Source organism: Curtobacterium sp. MEB011, from assembly GCF_030209655.1.
Taxonomy (GTDB): domain Bacteria; phylum Actinomycetota; class Actinomycetes; order Actinomycetales; family Microbacteriaceae; genus Curtobacterium; species Curtobacterium poinsettiae.
The window spans coordinates 64,508-83,908 of the sequence record NZ_JARVRN010000010.1 but is presented as its reverse complement, the minus strand read 5'-3'; the positions used below and the strand labels follow the sequence as shown (position 1 = coordinate 83,908).

20 protein-coding genes and 1 tRNA gene are annotated in these 19,401 nt (G+C 70.9%); 7 read left to right on the top strand and 14 right to left on the bottom strand.

Annotated features, from left to right (window positions below; genetic code table 11):
- Positions 1 to 60: 60 nt before the first annotated feature.
- From pheT to infC, 6 genes are all read right to left on the bottom strand, one after another.
- A complete protein-coding gene (gene pheT, locus QRN30_RS13245) occupies positions 61 to 2,553 on the bottom strand; it encodes a phenylalanine--tRNA ligase subunit beta (protein ID WP_284761196.1) in 2,493 nt (830 codons plus the stop codon).
- Entirely contained in the window at positions 2,553 to 3,593 is a 1,041-nt protein-coding gene (gene pheS / locus QRN30_RS13240) for a phenylalanine--tRNA ligase subunit alpha (RefSeq protein ID WP_042540039.1), read from the bottom strand. Before pheS ends, pheT begins: the two co-directional genes overlap by 1 nt.
- A gap of 92 nt (positions 3,594 to 3,685) precedes the next feature.
- Positions 3,686 to 4,537: a TrmH family RNA methyltransferase gene (locus QRN30_RS13235; RefSeq protein ID WP_027466551.1), complete on the bottom strand. Its 852-nt coding sequence runs from the start codon at positions 4,535 to 4,537 to the stop codon at positions 3,686 to 3,688.
- Positions 4,538 to 4,602: 65 nt separating this feature from the next.
- Positions 4,603 to 4,986: a 50S ribosomal protein L20 gene (rplT, locus tag QRN30_RS13230; RefSeq protein ID WP_017887975.1), complete on the bottom strand. Its 384-nt coding sequence runs from the start codon at positions 4,984 to 4,986 to the stop codon at positions 4,603 to 4,605.
- A 28-nt stretch (positions 4,987 to 5,014) separates the two neighbouring features.
- Positions 5,015 to 5,209, bottom strand: a complete 195-nt coding sequence (gene rpmI, locus QRN30_RS13225; RefSeq protein WP_017887976.1) for a 50S ribosomal protein L35 — start codon at positions 5,207 to 5,209, stop codon at positions 5,015 to 5,017.
- A gap of 60 nt (positions 5,210 to 5,269) precedes the next feature.
- Positions 5,270 to 5,944, bottom strand: coding sequence for a translation initiation factor IF-3 (gene infC, locus QRN30_RS13220; protein ID WP_017887977.1), 675 nt, complete (start codon positions 5,942 to 5,944; stop codon positions 5,270 to 5,272).
- 314 nt (positions 5,945 to 6,258) lie between these two features.
- Here infC and QRN30_RS13215 point away from each other — a divergent pair, with 314 nt between their 5' ends.
- On the top strand, positions 6,259 to 6,609 hold the full coding sequence (locus QRN30_RS13215) for a DUF1844 domain-containing protein (RefSeq protein ID WP_017887978.1): 351 nt from the start codon (positions 6,259 to 6,261) through the stop codon (positions 6,607 to 6,609).
- Positions 6,610 to 6,685: 76 nt separating this feature from the next.
- Here the strand turns inward: QRN30_RS13215 and QRN30_RS13210 are convergent, their stop codons facing one another.
- Positions 6,686 to 7,975 carry a phosphotransferase gene (locus QRN30_RS13210; protein ID WP_284761195.1) on the bottom strand — a complete coding sequence of 430 codons (1,290 nt, stop codon included), beginning with the start codon at positions 7,973 to 7,975 and terminating at the stop codon, positions 6,686 to 6,688.
- A gap of 104 nt (positions 7,976 to 8,079) precedes the next feature.
- Here QRN30_RS13210 and QRN30_RS13205 point away from each other — a divergent pair, with 104 nt between their 5' ends.
- Positions 8,080 to 9,942 (top strand): glycoside hydrolase family 2 protein, encoded by a 1,863-nt coding sequence (locus QRN30_RS13205; protein WP_284761194.1) that lies wholly within the window; start codon positions 8,080 to 8,082, stop codon positions 9,940 to 9,942.
- A 150-nt stretch (positions 9,943 to 10,092) separates the two neighbouring features.
- Positions 10,093 to 11,322, top strand: a complete 1,230-nt coding sequence (locus QRN30_RS13200; RefSeq protein ID WP_284761193.1) for a putative hexosyltransferase — start codon at positions 10,093 to 10,095, stop codon at positions 11,320 to 11,322.
- A 105-nt stretch (positions 11,323 to 11,427) separates the two neighbouring features.
- Here the strand turns inward: QRN30_RS13200 and QRN30_RS13195 are convergent, their stop codons facing one another.
- The gene (locus tag QRN30_RS13195) at positions 11,428 to 12,477 is read right to left on the bottom strand and encodes an amidase domain-containing protein (RefSeq protein WP_071250345.1); all 1,050 of its coding nucleotides are present in this window, start codon (positions 12,475 to 12,477) and stop codon (positions 11,428 to 11,430) included.
- 107 nt (positions 12,478 to 12,584) lie between these two features.
- On the opposite strand from QRN30_RS13195, the gene QRN30_RS13190 reads away from it, so the two are divergent.
- Entirely contained in the window at positions 12,585 to 12,968 is a 384-nt protein-coding gene (locus QRN30_RS13190; RefSeq protein ID WP_017887983.1) for a hypothetical protein, read from the top strand.
- Positions 12,969 to 13,079: 111 nt separating this feature from the next.
- Here QRN30_RS13190 and QRN30_RS13185 read toward each other — a convergent pair whose 3' ends face one another.
- The 5 genes from QRN30_RS13185 to galU all read right to left on the bottom strand — a co-directional run bounded on the left by QRN30_RS13185 (position 13,080) and on the right by galU (position 17,137).
- Entirely contained in the window at positions 13,080 to 13,907 is an 828-nt protein-coding gene (locus QRN30_RS13185; protein ID WP_056071707.1) for a glycoside hydrolase family 25 domain-containing protein, read from the bottom strand.
- Positions 13,908 to 14,122: 215 nt separating this feature from the next.
- Positions 14,123 to 14,198, bottom strand: a tRNA-Ala gene (locus QRN30_RS13180).
- Positions 14,199 to 14,271: 73 nt separating this feature from the next.
- Complete coding sequence (locus QRN30_RS13175; protein WP_071250342.1) at positions 14,272 to 15,381, bottom strand: hypothetical protein; 1,110 nt, start codon at positions 15,379 to 15,381, stop codon at positions 14,272 to 14,274.
- 118 nt (positions 15,382 to 15,499) lie between these two features.
- Positions 15,500 to 16,159 carry a GNAT family N-acetyltransferase gene (locus tag QRN30_RS13170; RefSeq protein WP_017887986.1) on the bottom strand — a complete coding sequence of 220 codons (660 nt, stop codon included), beginning with the start codon at positions 16,157 to 16,159 and terminating at the stop codon, positions 15,500 to 15,502.
- Positions 16,160 to 16,246: 87 nt separating this feature from the next.
- On the bottom strand, positions 16,247 to 17,137 hold the full coding sequence (gene galU / locus QRN30_RS13165) for a UTP--glucose-1-phosphate uridylyltransferase GalU (protein WP_017887987.1): 891 nt from the start codon (positions 17,135 to 17,137) through the stop codon (positions 16,247 to 16,249).
- Positions 17,138 to 17,251: 114 nt separating this feature from the next.
- Between galU and QRN30_RS13160 the strand changes: the two genes are divergently transcribed.
- The 3 genes from QRN30_RS13160 to mscL all read left to right on the top strand — a co-directional run bounded on the left by QRN30_RS13160 (position 17,252) and on the right by mscL (position 18,699).
- On the top strand, positions 17,252 to 17,836 hold the full coding sequence (locus tag QRN30_RS13160; RefSeq protein ID WP_017887988.1) for a 5-formyltetrahydrofolate cyclo-ligase: 585 nt from the start codon (positions 17,252 to 17,254) through the stop codon (positions 17,834 to 17,836).
- Between the two features lies 1 nt (position 17,837).
- Positions 17,838 to 18,128: an FmdB family zinc ribbon protein gene (locus QRN30_RS13155; RefSeq protein WP_071250341.1), complete on the top strand. Its 291-nt coding sequence runs from the start codon at positions 17,838 to 17,840 to the stop codon at positions 18,126 to 18,128.
- A gap of 76 nt (positions 18,129 to 18,204) precedes the next feature.
- A complete protein-coding gene (gene mscL, locus QRN30_RS13150; RefSeq protein WP_042540047.1) occupies positions 18,205 to 18,699 on the top strand; it encodes a large conductance mechanosensitive channel protein MscL in 495 nt (164 codons plus the stop codon).
- Positions 18,700 to 18,807: 108 nt separating this feature from the next.
- On the opposite strand, the gene QRN30_RS13145 is transcribed toward mscL, so the two are convergent.
- The gene (locus QRN30_RS13145) at positions 18,808 to 19,392 is read right to left on the bottom strand and encodes a CDP-alcohol phosphatidyltransferase family protein (RefSeq protein WP_042540049.1); all 585 of its coding nucleotides are present in this window, start codon (positions 19,390 to 19,392) and stop codon (positions 18,808 to 18,810) included.
- Between the last annotated feature and the right edge of the window lie 9 nt (positions 19,393 to 19,401).

The following is a 19,401-nucleotide window of genomic DNA, read 5'->3' as shown; positions in this document are numbered from 1 at the left end:
CGGACTGGTCGTCGAGAGAGTCGGAGGCGGCGACCCCGGGCGGTGCTGATCCCGTGTGGGTCAGTCGCGCAGGGTCGCCCCGAATCGCTCGCCGGCACGTCGGACAGCGCCGTCACGGGCCTCGGTGGCCTCGGCAGCGGTCAGCGTGCGGTCCGTGGCACGGAAGCGCAAGGCGAACGTCAGGGACTTCTGTCCCTCGTCCACGCCGGAGCCCCGGTAGTCATCCACGAGCCGAGCATACTCCAACAGGTCTCCGGCGCCAGAGCGCACCGCATCCAGCACCTCGCCGGCCGGTACCCCGGCGTCGACGACCAGGGAGAGGTCCTGCGTGGCTGCCGGGTAGGAGACGATCGGCGCGACCGCGACGAGTTCCGGGGCTGCGGCGACGAGCGCGTCGAGGTCGAGCTCGACGACCGCCACCACGCGGGGCAGGACGGCGGCCTCGGCCAGTCCGGGCAGGAGTTCCCCGGCGACGCCGACGACCGTGCCGTCGACGAGCAGGGACGCGGCGCGACCCGGGTGCAGCGACGGGTGGGTGGTCTGCGCGACGGTCAGTTCCACACCGACGGCCCACGCGACCTGGCGGGCGGTGTCGATGGCGTCGGCGATGCCGAACGGTTCCGCGGTGGCGCCGGGCTGCTTGACGACCCGGTGGCCGGTGAGCAGGGCGGCGACGTGGAAGGGCTGGGCCGGCAGCGAGGCGTCCAGTGCTTCGAGCGTCGCACGGTCGGGCCGGGCCGCGCCCGCCGGGACCTCGTCGGTGCCGAGCGTCACGCCCGTCACCGGCAGGAACACCCGGGACGTCTCGTACAGGGCGACGTCGACGAGCCCGCGCGAGACGTTGCGGCGGGCGGCGTCGACCAGGGCCGGGACGCCGCTGCGGCGCAGCAGGTTCTGCTCGCTGTCCAGGGCGTTGGCGAGCACGACGCTCGGTCCGCCCTGCGGGTCGATCCCCGGGTAGGCGTCCTGCGTGGCGGCCGACACGAACGGGGCCGTGACGACCTCCGTCAGGCCCGCCGCGGCCAGCGCCGAGGCCACCCGACGACGTGCCTGCTGGTGCCGGGTCAGCCCCCGGCCGGGCGGGGCGACGGGCAGGACGCTCGGGATGCGGTCGTAGCCGACGACGCGTGCGACCTCTTCGACCAGCGTGGTGTCGTCGGTCAGGTCAGGGCGCCACGTGGGCGGGGTGACCGCGAGCTGCTCGCCGTCGGACTCGACCGTGGCGCCGATCGCACGGAGCGTCTCGATGACCTCGGCGTCGGTGTAGTCGACGCCGACGAGCTCGGCCGGACGGGAGACCCGCATCGTGACGGTCGGCCGCGGGTCGCTGTCGACGAGCGTGGACCCGAGGGGGTCGGCGGTGCCGCCGGCGAGCTCGACGAGGAGCTCGACGGCGCGGTTCGCCGCGGCCTCGGCCACCCGCGGGTCGACCCCGCGCTCGAAGCGACGGGATGCCTCACTGGGCAGCTTGTGCCGACGAGCGGTGCGGGCGATCGAGACCTGGTCGAACCCGGCGGCCTCGATCAGGATGTCCGTCGTGCTCGCCGAGATCTCGGTGCGGGCCCCGCCCATGACGCCGGCGAGCCCGACGGGACCGTCGTCGTCGGTGATCACGAGGTCTTCGGGGTCGAGCTCCCGGACGGTGCCGTCGAGAGTCTCGAGCGTCTCAGCGGCGTTCGCCCGGCGGACGCCGAGGCCCCCCGCGATCGTCTGCAGGTCGTAGCCGTGCAGCGGTTGGCCGAGCTCGAACATGACGTAGTTCGTGATGTCGACGGGCAGGGAGATCGAACGCACCCCGGCCAGCGACAGACGCGACACCATCCAGGAGGGTGTCTTCGCTGCCGGGTCGATCCCGCGCACGACGCGCGTGACGAACGTGGAGGCGCCGACCCGACCCCGGACCGGAGCCTGGTCGTCGATCGTGACCCGGAAGCCCTCGGCCGCACGCGGCGCGATGCGCTCGACGGGGTCGTGGAAGCTGGCTCCGGTGGCGTGCGCGTACTCACGAGCGACCCCGCGCATGCTCAGCACGTACCCACGGTCGGGCGTGACGTTGATCTCGACCGCGGCGTCGTCGAGGCCGAGGAGCGCGATCGCGTCGGCGCCCACGGTTGGCTCCATGCCGAGGTCGGCGAAGCGCAGGATGCCGTCGTGCTCGTCGCCGAGCCCGAGCTCGCGCGCCGAGGCGATCATGCCGTCGGACACGTGTCCGTAGGTCTTGCGGGCGGCGATCGGGAACGGCCCGGGCAGGACCGCACCGGGCAGCGTGACGACGACGAGGTCGCCGACGTCGAAGTTGTGCGCGCCGCAGACGATGCCGCGGGGCTCGGCTTCGCCGACGTCCACCTGGCACCAGTTGATGGTCTTGCCGTTCTTCTGCGGCTCGGGGAGGCGCTCGAGCACCCGACCGACCACGACGGGGCCGGTCAGGTCGAAGGTGTGGACGTCTTCTTCCTCGAAGCCGACCGACACGAGCGCCGCGTGGACGTGCTCGAGGGTGACGTCGTCGGGGAGGTCGACGGACTCACCGAGCCAACGGAGTGGGACGCGCATCAGACCACCGTTCCGAACTGCTGCGAGAAGCGGATGTCGCCCTCGAGGAAGTCACGCATGTCGTTCAGGCCGTTGCGGAACTGCAGCGTCCGCTCGATGCCCATGCCGAACGCGAAGCCCTGGTACTCGTCCGGGTCGATCCCGGCGGCACGCAGGACGTTGGGGTTGACCATGCCGCAGCCACCCCACTCGACCCACCGTGCGCCACCCTTGGCGTTCGGCTGCCAGACGTCCATCTCGGCACTGGGCTCGGTGAACGGGAAGTAGTTCGGGCGGAGGCGGATCTGCGCCTCGGCGCCGAACATCTGCCGGGCGAAGTGCTCGAGCGTGCCGCGCAGGTGCGCCATCGTCAGGCCCTTGTCGATCGCGATGCCCTCGACCTGGGTGAAGACCGGCAGGTGCGTGGCGTCGAGCTCGTCGGCACGGTAAACGCGTCCGGGCGCGATGACGTACAGCGGGAGGTCACGCGACAGCAGCGACCGCACCTGCACCGGCGAGGTGTGGGTCCGCATGACCAGGTGCCGGTCGACGGGCTCGACGAAGATCGTGTCCGCCATGGCCCGGGCCGGGTGGTCCTGGTCGAAGTTCAGCGCGTCGAAGTTGAACCACTCGTGCTCGAGCTCCGGGCCTTCTGCGACTTCCCACCCCATGCCGACGAAGATGTCGGCGACGGCTTCGTTCAGCAGCGAGAGCGGGTGGCGGGAGCCGGTGGCGCGGTGGGTCGGCAACGCGGTGACGTCGACGCGTTCGGCTTCGAGCCGTGCGCGTTCCTCGGCCACCGCGAGGACGGATTCCTGCTCGGCGATCGCCGCGTTCACCCGCCCACGGGCCTGCCCGACGAGCTTGCCCGCCGCGGCCTTCTGTTCCGGCGGCACACTGCGCATCGATGCGTTCATCCGCGCCAACGGTGACTGCTCACCGGTGTGCTCGGCCCTGGCCTGCTTCAGTTCGGCGACCGTCGTCGTGGCACGGACGGCGGCGAGGGCCGCGTCCACCGCGTCGGCGACGGCCGATTCGCTGATCTCGAGAGGTTCTGACACGAGACCCAAGCCTACCGGCCGTCGGGATACCACCCACCTGCACCGAGCGGACGGTGGATGGCCGACGCCGACGACCGGTCTGTGGAGAAGCGTCAGCTCCGGAGCGCGAAGGCCGACTCGTACAGGCACACCGACGCCGCCGTGGCGAGGTTCATCGACTCCGCCTGCCCGTAGATCGGCACCTTGACTGCCCGGTCGACGAGCGCCAGGTCGTCGGCGGTGAGCCCGCGTGCCTCGTTGCCGAAGACCCACGCGGTCGGACCGTCGAGCATCCCCTCGGCGCGCACCACCGGCAGGTCGTCGCCGGAGACGTCGGCGGCGAGCACCGTGTAGCCGAGGGCCTTCGCCCGCTCGATCGTGTCCGCCAGCGTGACACCCACCGACACCGGCACGTGGAACAGGGACCCGGTCGTCGACCGGACGACCTTCGGGTTGTACGGGTCCACCGACCGGCCGGTCAGCACCACCGCATCGGCTCCGGCCGCGTCAGCGGCGCGGATGATCGTGCCGGCGTTCCCCGGGTCCCGCACCTCTTCGAGGATGGCGACCAGTCCGGGCAACGCGGCCTGCTCGTCGGACGCATCACGGGCCTCCGCGTCGGCGGCAGCCGCAGCGCGGTCCGGGAAGACGTCCTTCACCGACGTCGGGAACTGCTGGCACACCGCGACCACGCCCTGCGGGGTGACGGTGTCCGCCATCGCGTCGAGCACCTGCTCGGTCACGAACCACGTGTCCACCGGCGCGTCGTCCAGCCCGTAGCGGGCTGCGGCGGTGGGGGTCACGTACAGCTCGCGCAGGAGCTCCGGCGCGTACTCCAGCGCTTCGCGGACCGCTTGGGGTCCTTCCAGCAGGAACAGGCCGGTCTCGGCCCGGACGTCCTTCTTGGCCAGGGCCGCAACGGCCTTCACGCGTCCGGCACGGGGGTTCTCGAGGAGATCGCTCACGACCCAAGTCTAGGAACGACGAAACCCCCGCCGTGCGGCGGGGGTTTCGCGAGCAGAAGAACTGACTACGCAGCCTTCGGGGCCGAGGTGTCGGCCGGGAGGGCCTTCTTCGCGGTCTCGACGAGCGCGGTGAAGGTCTCGGGGTTGTTCACCGCGAGGTCGGCGAGGATGCGACGGTCGACCTCGACGCCAGCCAGGTTGAGACCCTGGATGAGGCGGTTGTAGGTCAGGCCGTTCGCACGGGACGCAGCGTTGATGCGCTGGATCCAGAGGCGACGGAACTCGCCCTTCTTCGCGTGACGGTCGCGGTACGCGTAGACGAGGGAGTGGGTGACCTGCTCCTTGGCCTTGCGGTACAGACGCGAACGCTGGCCGCGGTAGCCCTCGGCGCGTTCGAGGATGACGCGGCGCTTCTTGGCGGCGTTGACCGCTCTCTTTACTCGTGCCATTGCACTATTCCTTTACGATCTGCGGGGCTCAGTGGCCGAGGAGCTTCTTGACGTTCTTCGCGTCACCCTTGGAGAGGACCTGGTCCTCGTTCAGGCGGGCCTTGCGCTTGGAGCTCTTGACCTCGAGGTTGTGACGCATACCGGCCTGCTGCTTCATGATCTTGCCGGTACCGGTGACCTTGAAGCGCTTCTTCGACCCGGAGTGGGTCTTCTGCTTGGGCATGGTGGTGCCTTTCCGTGGGATGGATGGGGGGCCGCGTCGTTGCGGGTTCGGTCCGGGGACCTATTCGGCCGCGGAGTCCGTGGATTCCGCAGCTGCCTCGGACGTGGAACCGGCCTCGGCCTCGTCCTTGCCCTTCGCGGCGTGCTCGGTGGCACGACGCTCGGCCTTCTGTGCAGCACGCTTGGCGTTCTGCTCGCCCTTGACGTCGGACTTGTTCTTGAGCGGGGCGATGATCATCGTCATGTTGCGGCCGTCCTGGGTCGGACGCGACTCGACGACGCCGAACTCGGCGATCTCTTCCGCGAACTTGTGGAGGAGACGGACACCCTGCTCCGGACGCGACTGCTCGCGGCCACGGAAGAGGATCATCGCCTTCACCTTGTCGCCACCGAGGAGGAACCCCTCGGCGCGCTTGCGCTTCGTCTCGTAGTCGTGCACGTCGATCTTCAGGCGGAAACGGACCTCTTTCAGGTCCGTGTTCACCTGGTTGCGACGGGCTTCCTTGGCCTTCTGAGCGGCTTCGTACTTGAACTTGCCGTAGTCCATGATCTTGGCCACGGGCGGCTTCGAGTTCGGCGCGACCTCGACCAGATCCAGTTCGGCTTCCTGCGCGAGACGCAGGGCCATGGCGATCGGGACAACGCCGACCTGCTCACCCTGCGGACCGACGAGTCGGACTTCGGGAACGCGGATTCGGTCGTTGGTACGGGGATCGGTGATGCGGAGCTCCTTCAATCAGGTGGTGGCCGTCCGGGGCGTTTGCCCTGGACGACAGCACGAGAGAGGAGATCTGACGCACGGGATGTCGACCCGTTCGGCAGCCGCCCTGCATCGGATCCGTGGGATCCGACCGACGAGCGCAACACGTGCACTCGCGGAGCGGTGGTGACCCGGTAGCCTGGTGGAACGCGGCCGCGGGTGGGAGAGACTCCTCTTTCGTGACACCGTCCGGGAGTTGTCAGGGTTCGTGACGTCAGGAGAACTGATGTCAAGAGAACTGATGGCACACGGACAGCATCTGCCGCGAGCAAGCCTAGCAGAGGAGCACCGTGAGCGACACCCCGATCGACGACACCGGCATCGACGCCGCCAGGGACATCGCGGAGGTGCCGGCGGTCGAACTCATCAACACCGTTGCGGTGCACCTGCTCAGTGCCGCGGCCGTGAAGGTCGGCCTGGCCGACGACCCGCAGCAGCAGACCGACCTGGACGAGGCACGGAAGCTCATCACCGCGCTGGCCGGTCTGGTCACCGCCGCCGCGACCGAGATCGGCGACCACCACGCCCGCCCGCTCCGCGACGGGCTGCGGTCGCTGCAGCTCGCCTTCCGCGAGGCGTCGGCGATCCCGGACGCGATCGGCGCCGGGCCGGGCGAGAAGTACACGGGACCCGTCAACTAGACGGGCGTCACCCGGTGACGGACAGGAGGCCCGTGGCGGTGTCGCCACGGGCCTCCTGTTCGTTCGTGGGTCGCGGTCAGGACCCGCTGTCGCCGACCAGGCGCGCGACGGCCGCCAGCGGGATGCCGAACCAGTCGGGTCGGTTGCGGGTCTCGTAGACGACCTCGTAGACCGCCTTGTCGAGCTCGAAGGCGTCGAGCAGCGCACTGTGGCCGGCGAGGTCCGCGCCGGTGCCGCGCTGGTAGCCGTCGAGGAAGCGCGCTCGCGCCTCGGCTGCCCAGGCTGACGCGTCGACCGGCTCGGCGTCGTGCGCCAGGGCACCGGCGACGTAGTCGAACGAGCGGAGCATGCCCGCGACGTCGCGCAGGGTGACGTCCGGCAGCGACCGTTCGTCGAGGGGGCGGAGCGGTTCGCCCTCGAAGTCGAGGAAGACCCACCCGCGGGGATCCGGAGCCGCCAGGACCTGCCCGAGGTGCAGGTCGCCGTGGATGCGCTGCAGGTCCGGCCAGATCGCGTCGGCCGCCCGGGCGTAGACCGCACGGATCGCGTCGGCATGGTCGGCGACGGCCGGGGCCTCGCGGGCGGCGGTGTCGAGTCGGGCGTGCATCGTGGCGACTGCGGTGGCGCGTCGCGACGCGTCAGCCGGCTCGGTCGGCAGCGCTCCGGCCAGGGTGCGGTGCACGTCGGCGAGCGCGGTGCCGAGCTGCTCGGCTCGGTCCCCGAACGGCGTGCCGGCCTGGGCTTCCCGCAGGGCGACGCGCCAGGCGTCGTCGAGCCCGGGCAGGAACTCCTGGGCGAAGGCGAGGTGCCCCGTCGCCGTGCCGTCCGGGCGTCCGACGTCGGGCCAGTCGGCGCGGAGGGCGCCGTAGACCCGCGGCACGCGCGTGCTGCCCGCCGCCGTGAGCGCGAGCTGCGTGGTCACGTCGGGGTTGTCGCCGTGGTGCAGCACGCGGAATACCTTGATGATGACGCGATCGCCGGACTCCGTGTCGCAGATGACCGAGGTGTTGGACTGCTCGCCCGTCAGGACGCGGGCCGCGGTGACCCGGCCGATCGGGCTGAGGCACTCCGGCGCCGCGTCGATGCGTGCGGCGAGCGCCGACACCCACGCGAGGTCGGTGGTGGCGTCGACGACCGTGCCGTCGGGACCGCTCGTGATCGGTGCCTGGTAGAGCACGGGGACCGCGGGGGCCTCGTCGAGCACCAGGCGGGTCCCGTCGTCGGTCGAGATGGTGCGGAGACGCGGCACAGCCCCCTTCGAGGCGTACCAGCGACGGTCGGCGATCCAGGACTCGAGGTCGTGGTCGCTCGGCGTGCGGGTGTCGGGGGCGGTGGTGTCGGGGGCGCTGGGTGCTCCGTCGCTCATGCAGCGGAACCTACGCGCCGGGGGCTGGCGAGGTGCCGAGTCCTCGGCGCGACGGCGGGCGGCATGCCCTTTACAACGATGTACCGAACCGGGAACATGGAGGTATGAGCACGCTCGACGGCACCGTGGCCGCACCTGACTCCGCTTCCGCCCCCGGCCTCCCCCTCGCTTCGCGGCAGGACGGCACGTACCCCCGGCCGCAGATGCTCCGCACCGCCTGGGCCGACCTCGACGGCACGTGGTCGTTCCGGAACGACGGCGACGACGACGCCTGGCGCACCGGCTTCACCGACGCCCGGGACATCGTCGTCCCGTTCCCGCCCGAGTCCCCGGCCTCGGGCATCGACGAGCCCGGATTCCACCCGGTGGTCTGGTACTCCCGTGCGATCACCCGCTCGGAGCTCGACGCCGCCGGGTTCGGCACCGGCGCGCCTCGACTCGTGCTGCACTTCGGTGCCGTCGACCACCGTGCCCGCGTCTGGGTCGACGGGCAGTTCATCGGCGAGCACGAGGGCGGCCACACGCCGTTCTCCTTCGACGTGACCGAGGCGCTGGTCACGGACCCCGACGCCGTGCACACCCTGGTGGTCCGCGCCGAGGACGACCCGCACGACCTGACCCAGCCGCGCGGCAAGCAGGACTGGCACGAGGACCCGCACGCGATCTGGTACCGCCGCACCACCGGGATCTGGCAGACGGTCTGGCTCGAGGCCGTGCCGACCGTCTCGATCGCGTCCCTGCGCTGGACGAACGTCGACCACGCGACCATGCGCCTGACGGTCCGGCTCGACGGGCACCGCACCGGCGGCGAGCGCCTGCGCGTCGAGGCCCGCTGGGACGACCGCGACGAGCACCTCGCCACGATCGAGACCACCGTCGGCGAGACCGGGGACGAGTTCGACGTGGTCGTCCCGATCGCGCGGCAGACGAACGGGCAGGCCGAGGACGAGCTGCACTGGACCCCGGACGCCCCACGCCTGGTCGACGCGACGGTCTCGCTGCTGCCGCGTACCGGCGCGACGCCGATCGAAGCGGTCGCCAGCTACTTCGGGATCCGGACGGTCGGGGTCGACGGCGGCGCGTTCCTGCTCAACGGCCGACGCCACGAGGTCCGCAGCGTCCTGAACCAGGGCTACTGGCCCGAGTCGCACATCGCCGCCCCGTCCCGCCGGGCACTCCGCCGCGAGGTCGAACTCATCAAGGAGCTCGGCTTCAACGCAGCCCGCAACCACCAGAAGATCGAGGACCCGCGGTTCCTGTACTGGGCCGACCGACTCGGACTCATGGTGTGGGGCGAGGCCCCCGGCGCCTACGCGTTCTCCCCCCGTGCCGTGCAGCGTCTGGTGCGCGAGTGGATGGACGCCGTCGAGCGTGACGCCTCGCACCCGTCGATCGTCACGTGGGTGCCCGTCAACGAGAGCTGGGGTGTGCAGCACATCGCCACCGACCCGGCCCAGCAGGCCTACGCACGGGCCCTCGCCGACGTCACGCGGGCACTCGACCCGACGCGTCCGGTGATCTCGAACGACGGGTGGGAGCACACGAACTCCGACATCGTCACGATCCACGACTACGAGGGTGACGGACCCCGGCTCGCAGCGACCTACGCGGACGAGACCGCACGGACCCGGCTGCTCGGTGGGATCGGCCCGGCGGACCGCCGCATCCTGGTCGGGGGCGCCGAGGACCTCGGCCAGCCGGTCATGCTCACCGAGTTCGGCGGCGTGAACTACCAGCCGGGCGTCCAGCGCGAGGACGGCTGGGGGTACACGTCGGCCACGGACGGCGACGACTGGGTCGCCCGCATCACCGCGCTGTACGACGCGGTCCGTGCGAGCTCGTTCCTCGCCGGGTCCTGCTGGACGCAGCTCACCGACACCATGCAGGAGACGAACGGCCTGCTCAACGCAGACCGTTCCCCGAAGGTCCCGATCGAGCAGATCCGTCGCGCGGTCACGGGGCGCTAGCCGGGAGACCCGCACCCCGTGAGCAGCGGTGGTCACCTCCGGCAGACGGACCCGACCACCGCTGCTCACGACGCACACGGGTCGCCTCGCGCCGGGCGGGCGGCGACCCGCGATGCGGGGCGCGGCCCACGGTCTGGGAGGATCGGGCGGGTGACGAACGTGGCGGAAGCGAGCCGGGCCTCCAGGCGGGGGTTCCGCAACCTGCTGACCGGACGGCACAGCGCGTGGACCGCGCCGCTGCTGCTCTGGATGGGCTCCCGGGTGGTGAGCACCGTGCTGCTGGCGACCGTGTACCTGCTGGCGACCGCGAACGGCTGGCCGTTCGCCTCGTACCGACGCGACCCGTCGTTCTTCACGTTCTCGGGGTCGTGGGACGCCTCGTTCTACCGGACCATCGCCGAGCACGGGTACCCGGCGACGCTGCCCGTCGACGACGCCGGGCACGTCCTGCCGAACGCGTGGGCGTTCCTGCCCGTGTTCCCCACGGTCGTGCGGATCCTGATGACGCTGACCGGCGCCTCGTTCTGGGTCTCCGGAGTCGTCGTCGCCTCGATCGCCGGAGCCGGCGCGTGCGTGCTGCTGTACCGGCTGGTGCTCGCCGTCGGCAGCGCACACCGTGCCCGCTGGGCGACCGCGCTGTTCGCGTTCGCGCCGACGGGCTTCCTGCTGCAGGTCGCCTACGCCGAGAGCCTGCTGCTCGTGCTGCTGTTCGGCGCACTGCTGGCCCTGGTGCGGCGACGGTACTGGCTGATCGCACCGCTCGGTGTCGTGGCCGCGTTCACGAAGCCCGGGGTCCTGGCGCTGGCACTGGCACTGGCCGTGCACCTGGTGGTTCGGTGGGTCGGAGCGCGCCGGTCCGGGCGAGCAGCCGAGGTGTTCCCGTGGCGCGATCGGATCGCGATCGTGGTGACCGGTCTGGTCGTCGCGGCTGCGGGACTCGCGTGGCCCGTCATCGCGACCGCCGTGACGGGGCGGCCGGACGCCTACCTGGACACCGAGTTGTCGTGGTGGGTGGGGTTCGTCGGCCGGCAGCACTTCGCGCCGCTGACACCGTGGTTCATCATGGCGTCGACGTGGCTCGGGCCGCTCGGCATCGGGCTCGTCGTGGTGGTGCTCGCCGGCGCCGTGTGGTTCTCCTCGCGCAGGAGCACCCGGGCCCTGGGCACCGACGTGCTCGCGTTCACGGCCTCGTACGGGCTGTACCTGGTGGCCGTGTTCCTGCCGCAGCAGTCGTTGCCGCGGTTGCTCATGCCGATGGCGCCGCTGCTCGGGTCGGACGTGTTCGTGGGGACGCGGCGGCGGGCGGTGACGTGGCTCGTCGTCGGGGTGGGCCTGCAGTCGATCGCGATCGTGCTGCTCTGGTTCCTCGGGTACCCCTGAGCGGCGCTGTCCGTCGGCTCTGCAAGACACCGGTGTTCGCCGGTTGAACACGCGCAGACCGCGGTGCGACACGCGAACACCGGTGTCTTGCGGGCCGCGACAGCGCTACGCGTCGAACGTGTGGAACCAGGCCGTCCCACCGGGGTGCTGCACCGTGATCATCTCGTCGAGGTCGCGGTACGGGCCGTCCTGGTTGTGGCTCGCCGACTTGATGCGGATGGTGCCGTCGGACTCGGTGAAGACCTCGGACACGATGGTGGTGTGGTCCGGTGAGCCGTTGGCGTTCCAGTCGAAGAACACGATGTCGCCGACCTGCACCTTGTCGCGCTCGTCCGACGAGCGCCGGGTGAGCCCGAACTCGGCCGCGTTGGTCTCGAGCCACGGGTCCATGGTGGGGCAGTAGGTCCACGTCGCACTGTGCTCGGCGCCGGCCGCGCGGTTGTACCAGTCGGACCGCTGCTTCCAGCCGCGGGCGATGAGCGTCTGGTTGACGTAGTTCGCGCAGTCGCCGCCGATCGGGTTCATGGTGCCGTACTCGGCGAGGTTGTAGTCCTTCCAGTACCGCATCGCGTAGGCGAGCTGCCGGTCGACGTCGGTCAGTGCGGCGTACGCGAGGGTCGTCGTCGCGATGGCACTGCCCGCGTCCGGTGTGGCGGCTGCGGTCGGTGTGGGCGTGGTGGTCGCGGTGTCCTGGGTGGCGCCGCTCTGCCCGTCGTTCGCGGCGCTGCCGTTGCCGTCCGAGGACTGGTTGGCGGACGGGCTCGGCTCGATCGCCGACGTGAAGAGCGCGACGTCGGCGTCACCGGCGGTGTACATCGCCTGGTGCGGGGCCGTGAAGGTCACCTTCGACGCGGTCGCCTCGACGTCGCGCGCAGCGACACCACCGACGGTGACGCCCTTGACCGCGGCGAGCCCGGTCCCCGTGACGGTGACCGTGACGCCACCGGCGAGCGGGACCTGCGCCGGGGCGAGGGCCTTCGCGACGGGCTTCGTCGCGGGGGTGGACGTCGTCCCGCCCCCGCCGCCGGAGCTGCCCCGGCCGCTGCCGCCGTCGCCGCCCTTGTCGCTGCCGGAGGAGCACGCCGCAACGGCGAAACCGATCCCGGCGACGCCGGCGAGGGACAGGAGTGCGCGGCGGTTCATCGAGGCAGTCATGACACGACCAGCGTAAGCGACACCTCCGTCGTTCCGACACGGCATGATCATCTCCGGGGACGAGCGTCCTCCGTGTCCCAGCGGACCCGTTCGGAAGGAACACACACATGCCCGAGAGCCACGACTTCTTCGTCGCCACCGACCCCGAGACCGCCCGTGCCCAGGTGCGCGACGCGCTCGCCCACGAGGGCTACACCGTCGACGACGCCGAACAGGGTGCGCTCCGCGCGACCCGCGGCAGCCTCGGCCTGACGCTGCTCATCGGCGGCATGGCGAACGACCGCACGTTCCACACCCGCCTGGACGTGCAGATCATGATCGCCCCGGACGGCCGCACCGTCGCCCGACTGCTGCGCGGATCCGGCAAGTCCGCGATCAAGGGCGGCGCGCTCGGCGTCTCGCGCGGCAACCGCGCCTTCGAGCAGGCCGCGAACGCGATCCACACCACCTTCGCGCAGTCCGGCGTGCTGACCGAGAGCATCGCGGGCTGACGATCGGGCGGTGGCGACGGGTCTGACGCGACCCTCGGACGGACGGGAGGCCCGGTGCCAGCTGGCACCGGGCCTCCCGTCCGTCGGTCAGGTCAGGTCAGGTCAGGTCGATCAGGTGCAGGAGACGTTGCGGTCGATGGTGCCGGAGCCGTAGGGCACCTCGACCTGGACCATGGCGATGGTGCCGCCGGGAAGCGGCGTGCCGGAGCAGGCCTTCCGCGCCTTCGTCACCGTGCTCTTGCCGAGCGCGATCCAGTTCGAGCGGCCGTACAGCGGGCTGTTCGCCTTGACGGTGCCGGCGATGGTCTTCCACTGTGACCCGGTCGAGTACAGGCCGATCCGCTTCACGCCGGCGGTCTTGAGCCCGACGATCATGCCCTGCATCGCCGCACGGTTCTGCGCGGTGTCGCGCTGGTACGACAGACCCGTCTCGACGTCGATCCACCAGCGGTAGGCGGACGGGGTCGGGACCCCACGGCTCTGGACGTCGTCGTACCCGCGGGCGTAGCCGTACATGAACGAGCAGGCCAGGGTGAGCTGCTTCTTGCCGCTCTTGGTCACGCACGTGCCGAACGGGTTGGTGGGCACCGTGCCCTGGTAGCTGTTCGACGTCGGCCAGACCGAGGCCTGGAGCCCCGGGTTGGCGAACAGCGCGTACAGCTGGGTCTTCGGCTGGGCCGAACCGCCGACGGACTTCGATGCCCAGTCGAGCTGTTCGGCGAGGCACGGGTTCGTGGTGTTGCCGAGGGACTCGTTGACCCCGACGATGCCGAACGCCTGGTCGGTCGGCACCTGGCTGCCACACTGCGGCCAGGAGATGTCGACACCCAGCGGTGTGACCGCCGCGGACGCACCCGAGGACGGTCCGGCGACCGCGATGCCGGCGGCCACCACCACCGTGGTCGCGATGGTCGCGACGAGACGACTGATACGGAACATGCTCTCCCCCTGGTCGGGCCCGGTGGGCCGGCGACGCCTGTGCGGCGCACCGGGAGTCTAGGGCGATGCGTTGGACAACACACCACCCCGGTGCGTGAACTGTGTCGAACGATCCCCGTTGCTCGGCCTGTGGAGGAAGGTCTCGCCGCACGCGCGCAGCAACGACAGAACGGCCCGGAACCTGTCGGTTCCGGGCCGTTCTCGTGGTTGCCACGTGGTGGAGCTAAGGGGATTCGAACCCCTGACCTTCTCATTGCGAACGAGACGCGCTACCAACTGCGCCATAGCCCCAAGTGCTCGACCACACTAGCACCCTCGTTCGGCCCAGCCGAAATCGCGCGTGGCCCGTCGGGCGTGCCGCGGGTCAGACCGCGCGGCGCCGTCGCATGATCGCGTCGAGGTCGGCCTGCTGGTACGCATCGTCGTCGAGGACGCCCATGCCGGCCCACTTGCTCGGCGGCCCGGCAGGCTCGTCGGTGGGAGCAGGAGCGGCTGGAGCAGGAGCGCCGGGGTCAAGGCCGGCGGACGCGGCCGGGGCCCGGAGCCCGAGCCGCTCGGCGAGACGCCCCTGGTCGTGCGCGGACAGCGACGCCGCCGCCTCTTCGAGCTCGGGACGCATCCGGGACACGGTGGCGAGCGACGGGTCGGACTCGCCCGCACGGATCGCCGCAGCTTCGGCCTCGGCTTCCGCCTTGGCCGCGGCGACGCGCTCCTTCAACCGGGCGGCGAGCTCGGCCGACGACTCGGGCGACGCGGCCGGCGCGGCCGGTCGCTCCACGTAGAGGGGCTTCGGCACGTGGTTCGGGGTCCACGAGCGGTCCTGCGTGGGCACAGCGGGCTGTTCCGTCGACAGGGGCGGCGCCGGGTCGGTCCACGCGGTGGACTGCCGGGAGGCGCGGGTCGCGCCCGTCTCGGCGGCCGCGAGACGCTGCTTCCGCGCCGTCGCCACCTGGTGCAGCTGGGCCAGGACCGCTGCGGACCCACCGGCGGCGACGAGGCCGGCGACACCGACGAGCCAGAGCGACGGCGATGCGATGAAGACCACGAGGGCGATGACGATGCCGAGCGTGCCGAACAGGGTCGCTCCGAGCCGGGAACGGCGCATCCGCATCGCGGTCAGGGCCGGCACGGCGGATGCCCGCTCGAGCACCGGGGCCTGCTCGGCGAGGCGGCGGGTGATCTCACGCTGCCGCGCGGCCTCGTGGGCCCGGACGATGGCGGTGCGCTTGGCCTCTTCGGACCGGGCGACGCGCTGCGCCTGGGCCAGGGACTTCGCGTTCATCTCGATGCGGACCTCGTCCGGCAGCTCGGCGGTCTGCGCGAGGATCCGGAGGGTCTGCTGCAGCCGGATGGCGTTCCGCTCGGTGGCCAGGTACTGACGACGGGCGGCCCACGACGGCATCAGGTAGACGAGCCAGAGGACGGCCGCGACGAGCAGGACGATGCCGCCACCCCACGAGCCGATTCCTGCCATGCGAACACGGTAGGGGCGGCGGTTCCCCGGCCCCGTCATTGCCGGACGCGTGTTGCGCGTGTCGGGGCGGAATCCGTGGGAGGTGCGCCGCGCCTCCGGGCCCGTCAGGTGCAGCGCGTCAGATGCGCGGCGTCGTGTCCAGCGGCATCGCGGCCTCGTCGCGAGCGGCGAGCGGCACGGTCCCCACGCCCGGGGGCACCTGCCCCTGGACCCAGCGCTCGAGGACGCCACCGCGGACTTCTTCGGCCACCAGTGCGAAGCAGAAGTGGTCGCGCCAGTCCCCGTTGATGTGGATGTACCGGCGACGGAGCCCCTCGTACCGGAAGCCGAGCTTCTCGACGACCCGCAGGCTCGGGGCGTTCTCCGGCCGGATGCAGATCTCGATCCGGTGCACGCCGAGCGACCGGAAGCAGTGGTCGACGGCGAGGGCGACGGAGATCGGCGTCACGTTGTGGCCGGCGGCGTCCTCGACGACCCAGTAGCCGATCGAGGCGCTCGCGAGCGAGCCGTACGAGATGCCGGAGACGTTGAGCTGCCCGACGAAGCGGCCGTCGAGCTCCATCGCGAACGGCAGACCGAGTCCCGCGCGGGCGTTGGCCTGGAGCGCGCGGATGCTGCCACGGACGTCGGTGGAGACGTGTCCGGAGGGGTTCGTGGCTTCCCAGGTGCGGAGCCACGAGCGGTTCGTCGCGAGTGCCGCGTCGAGGTCGCGGGTGTCGCGGAGCCGGAGGGGGCGGATGGTGACCCGCCCGTGGGACAGGGTCGGGATCGTCGTCATCGCTGGGTTCCTCCGGGGTCCCGCCCCGGTGCGGGACGGGGTGTCCCGCTCGGGTCCGTGATCACCGGACCCGAGCGGGATGGCCGACTATTCGCCCGCGTTGAACTCCTTCAGCCACGACTTGAGGTCGGGGCCGAGGTCATCGCGGTCCGAGGCGAGCTGCACGATCGCCTTGATGTAGTCGAGTTTGTCACCGGTGTCGTACCGGCGTCCACGGAACACGACGCCGTACACGCCGCCGGTCCACTCTTCCGCGCTCGCCATCTTCATGAGCGCGTCGGTGAGCTGGATCTCGCCGCCCTTGCCCGGCTCCTGCTTCTCGAGGACGTCGAAGACCTCGGGACGGATGACGTAGCGGCCGATGATGGCCAGGTTCGAGGGCGCTTCGCCCTGCGGGGGCTTCTCGACGAGGCCGGTGATCTTCACCACGTCGTCGGTCTCGGTCGGCTCGACCGTGGCGATGCCGTACAGGTGCGTCTGCGACTCGGGGACCTCGAGCAGGGCCACGATGGTGGCGTTCTTCTCGCCCTGGACCTCGATCATGCGCTGGAGCAGCGGGTCACGGGCGTCGATGATGTCGTCACCGAGGAGCACGGCGAACGGCTCGCGGCCGACGTGCATCTTCGCGCGGAGCACCGCGTGGCCGAGGCCGAGCGGGTCACCCTGGCGCACGTAGTGCATGTCGGCGAGGTCCGTCGACTGGTTCACCTTCTGCAGCTTCTCGTGGTCGCCCTTCTTGCGGAGGGTCTCCTCGAGCTCCGACACGTGGTCGAAGTGGTTCTCGAGCGCGTTCTTGTTGCGCCCGGTGATCATCAGCACGTCGGTCAGCCCGGCACCGACAGCCTCTTCCACCACGTACTGGATGGCCGGCTTGTCGACGACGGGGAGCATCTCCTTCGGCATCGCCTTGGTCGCGGGGAGGAAGCGGGTACCCAGCCCTGCGGCCGGGATCACCGCCTTCGAAATCTGGAAGCCCATGGTCAGACCGTATCCGATCCCCCTTTCGAGGGCATGTCGTCGCTCCGGGGGACACGGGAGTGCGCGCGTTCCCGGCGGGAAGCCGCAACGACACCCCTCGGTAGACTCCTCGGCATGATCGCCGATCTCGGGAACGAGAAGCGCGCCCTGCGAGCCGAACTCCGGCAGCGGCGGCGCACCCGGACCACGACCGAACGCGACGCGGACACCGAGACCCTGACCGCGACCCTGCAGCGCTTCGTCGAGGAGCGCCAGGTGACGTCCATCGCCCTGTACCTGTCCGCGCCGGACGAGCCGAACGTCCGGCCGTTCCTGAACTGGGCCTTCGAGCAGGGCATCCGCGTGCTGCTGCCCGTCACCCGCGAGGACGGCCTGCTCGACTGGGCCGTGGGCGACGGTGAGAGCGAGACCGAGAGCCTGCTCGGCCTGCCCGAGGTCGTCGGTGAGGTCCTGTCACCGCTCGCGATCAATGACGTCGACGCCATCCTCGCCCCCGCGGCGGCGGTGGGGCACGACGGGGTCCGCATGGGCTGGGGGCGCGGCTACTACGACAAGACCCTCGGGTCCATGGCGAACCGCCCGCCCGTCTATGCTGTGATCTTCGACGCGGAGTACCTCGACGAGGTCCCGCGCGAACCCCACGACGAACCCGTCGACGGCATCATCACGCCGTCACGCATCATCACGTTCCGGAGCTGATGTGCCCACCTACTCGTACCGCTGCACCGAGTGCGACAACGCGTTCGACATCAAGCAGTCGTTCTCCGACGCCACCCTGACGGAGTGCCCGGTCTGCGGCGGCGTCCTGCGCAAGGTGTTCTCCCCCGTCGGCGTGACCTTCAACGGCGGTGGCTTCTACCGCACCGACTCCCGCCCGGCGCCGAAGGCCGAGGGGTCGTCGAGCGCCCCGGCGAAGTCGGAGCCGAAGAAGTCCGAGCCGGCGAAGAAGCCCGAGTCGAAGCCGAGCAGCTCGAAGTCCGCCGCGTCCTGACGCGGTCTGCGCTCTCCGGATACATTGGGCGCGTCGCCACTCGGCGGCCGTCCTCGACCCGGAAGGAGACCCTCGCATGAAGGGCTTCAAGGAGTTCCTGCTCCGCGGCAACGTCATCGACCTGGCCGTGGCAGTCGTCATCGGTGCGGCGTTCACCGCGATCGTCAGCACGATCGTCAGCGCCCTGATCAACCCGCTCATCGGTGCGGTGTTCAACGCCTCGAGCCTCGACCAAGCCTTGAAGGTCAAGATCCCCACGGTCTCCGGCGAAGGCGCAACGCTCTACTTCGGCGCGATCATCGGCGCGGTCATCAACTTCGTCATCGTCGCCGCGGTCGTGTACTTCGCGCTCGTCGTACCCGTGAACCACCTGAAGAAGGTGGCGTTCGAGCGCGTCAAGAACGACGAGGAGCAGACCCCGCAGGACGTGCCCCCGACCGACGTCGAAGTGCTGCTCGAGATCCGCGATCTGCTCCGCCCGCAGAACGGTGGCGCCGCGAGCACGGGGGCGCACATCGCGCCGTCGAACGCTCCCGAGGGGCCCGGCATCGGCGGCTCGACGAAGCTCTAGCCCCGGCGCACGACCGCGCTCGGACCCACAAGACACCGGTGTTCCCGCTCTGCACACCCGCAAACCGCGGTGCGCAGCGTGAACACCGGTGTTTTGCGCTGGGGGGCGTCAGGCGGCGGAGACAGCCCGGCGCTTCGCGAACATCGCGACGGCGTACTGGGCGCCGGCGAGGACGTGCCCCGCGGTGCCGAGGTAGACGAAGACCAGGGCCACGACCCGGACCCACGGCGCGTTCTCGTCGACGGTGTGCACCGCGGAGAACAGCAGCACCGGCAGCCCGACGAACAGCAGTGCCGAGCGGATCTTGCCCGTCCACGTGACGTCGAGGTCCGGGTTGCCGTGGAACAGCACGCTCGACAGGACGACGAGCACCAGGTCGACGAGCACAACGACGGCCACCACCCACCAGGGCAGCAGGCCGACGAGCACCAGGGACAGCACGATCGCGATGATCGCCAGACGGTCGGCGACGGGGTCGATCGCCTTGCCGAGCTTCGAGCCCTGGTCGAACTTCCGGGCGATGAAGCCGTCCGCCCAGTCGCTCACGCCGATCACGACGAGGGCGACGAGCGCCCACCCCGGGTGGCCGGCGACGACGAGGCCGATGAACACCGGGATCAGCACGAGGCGGAACAGCGTGATCAGGTTCGGCCAGGTCTGCCAGTCGGGGCGCTGCCGCGCGGTGTCAGTCATCACGGGCCA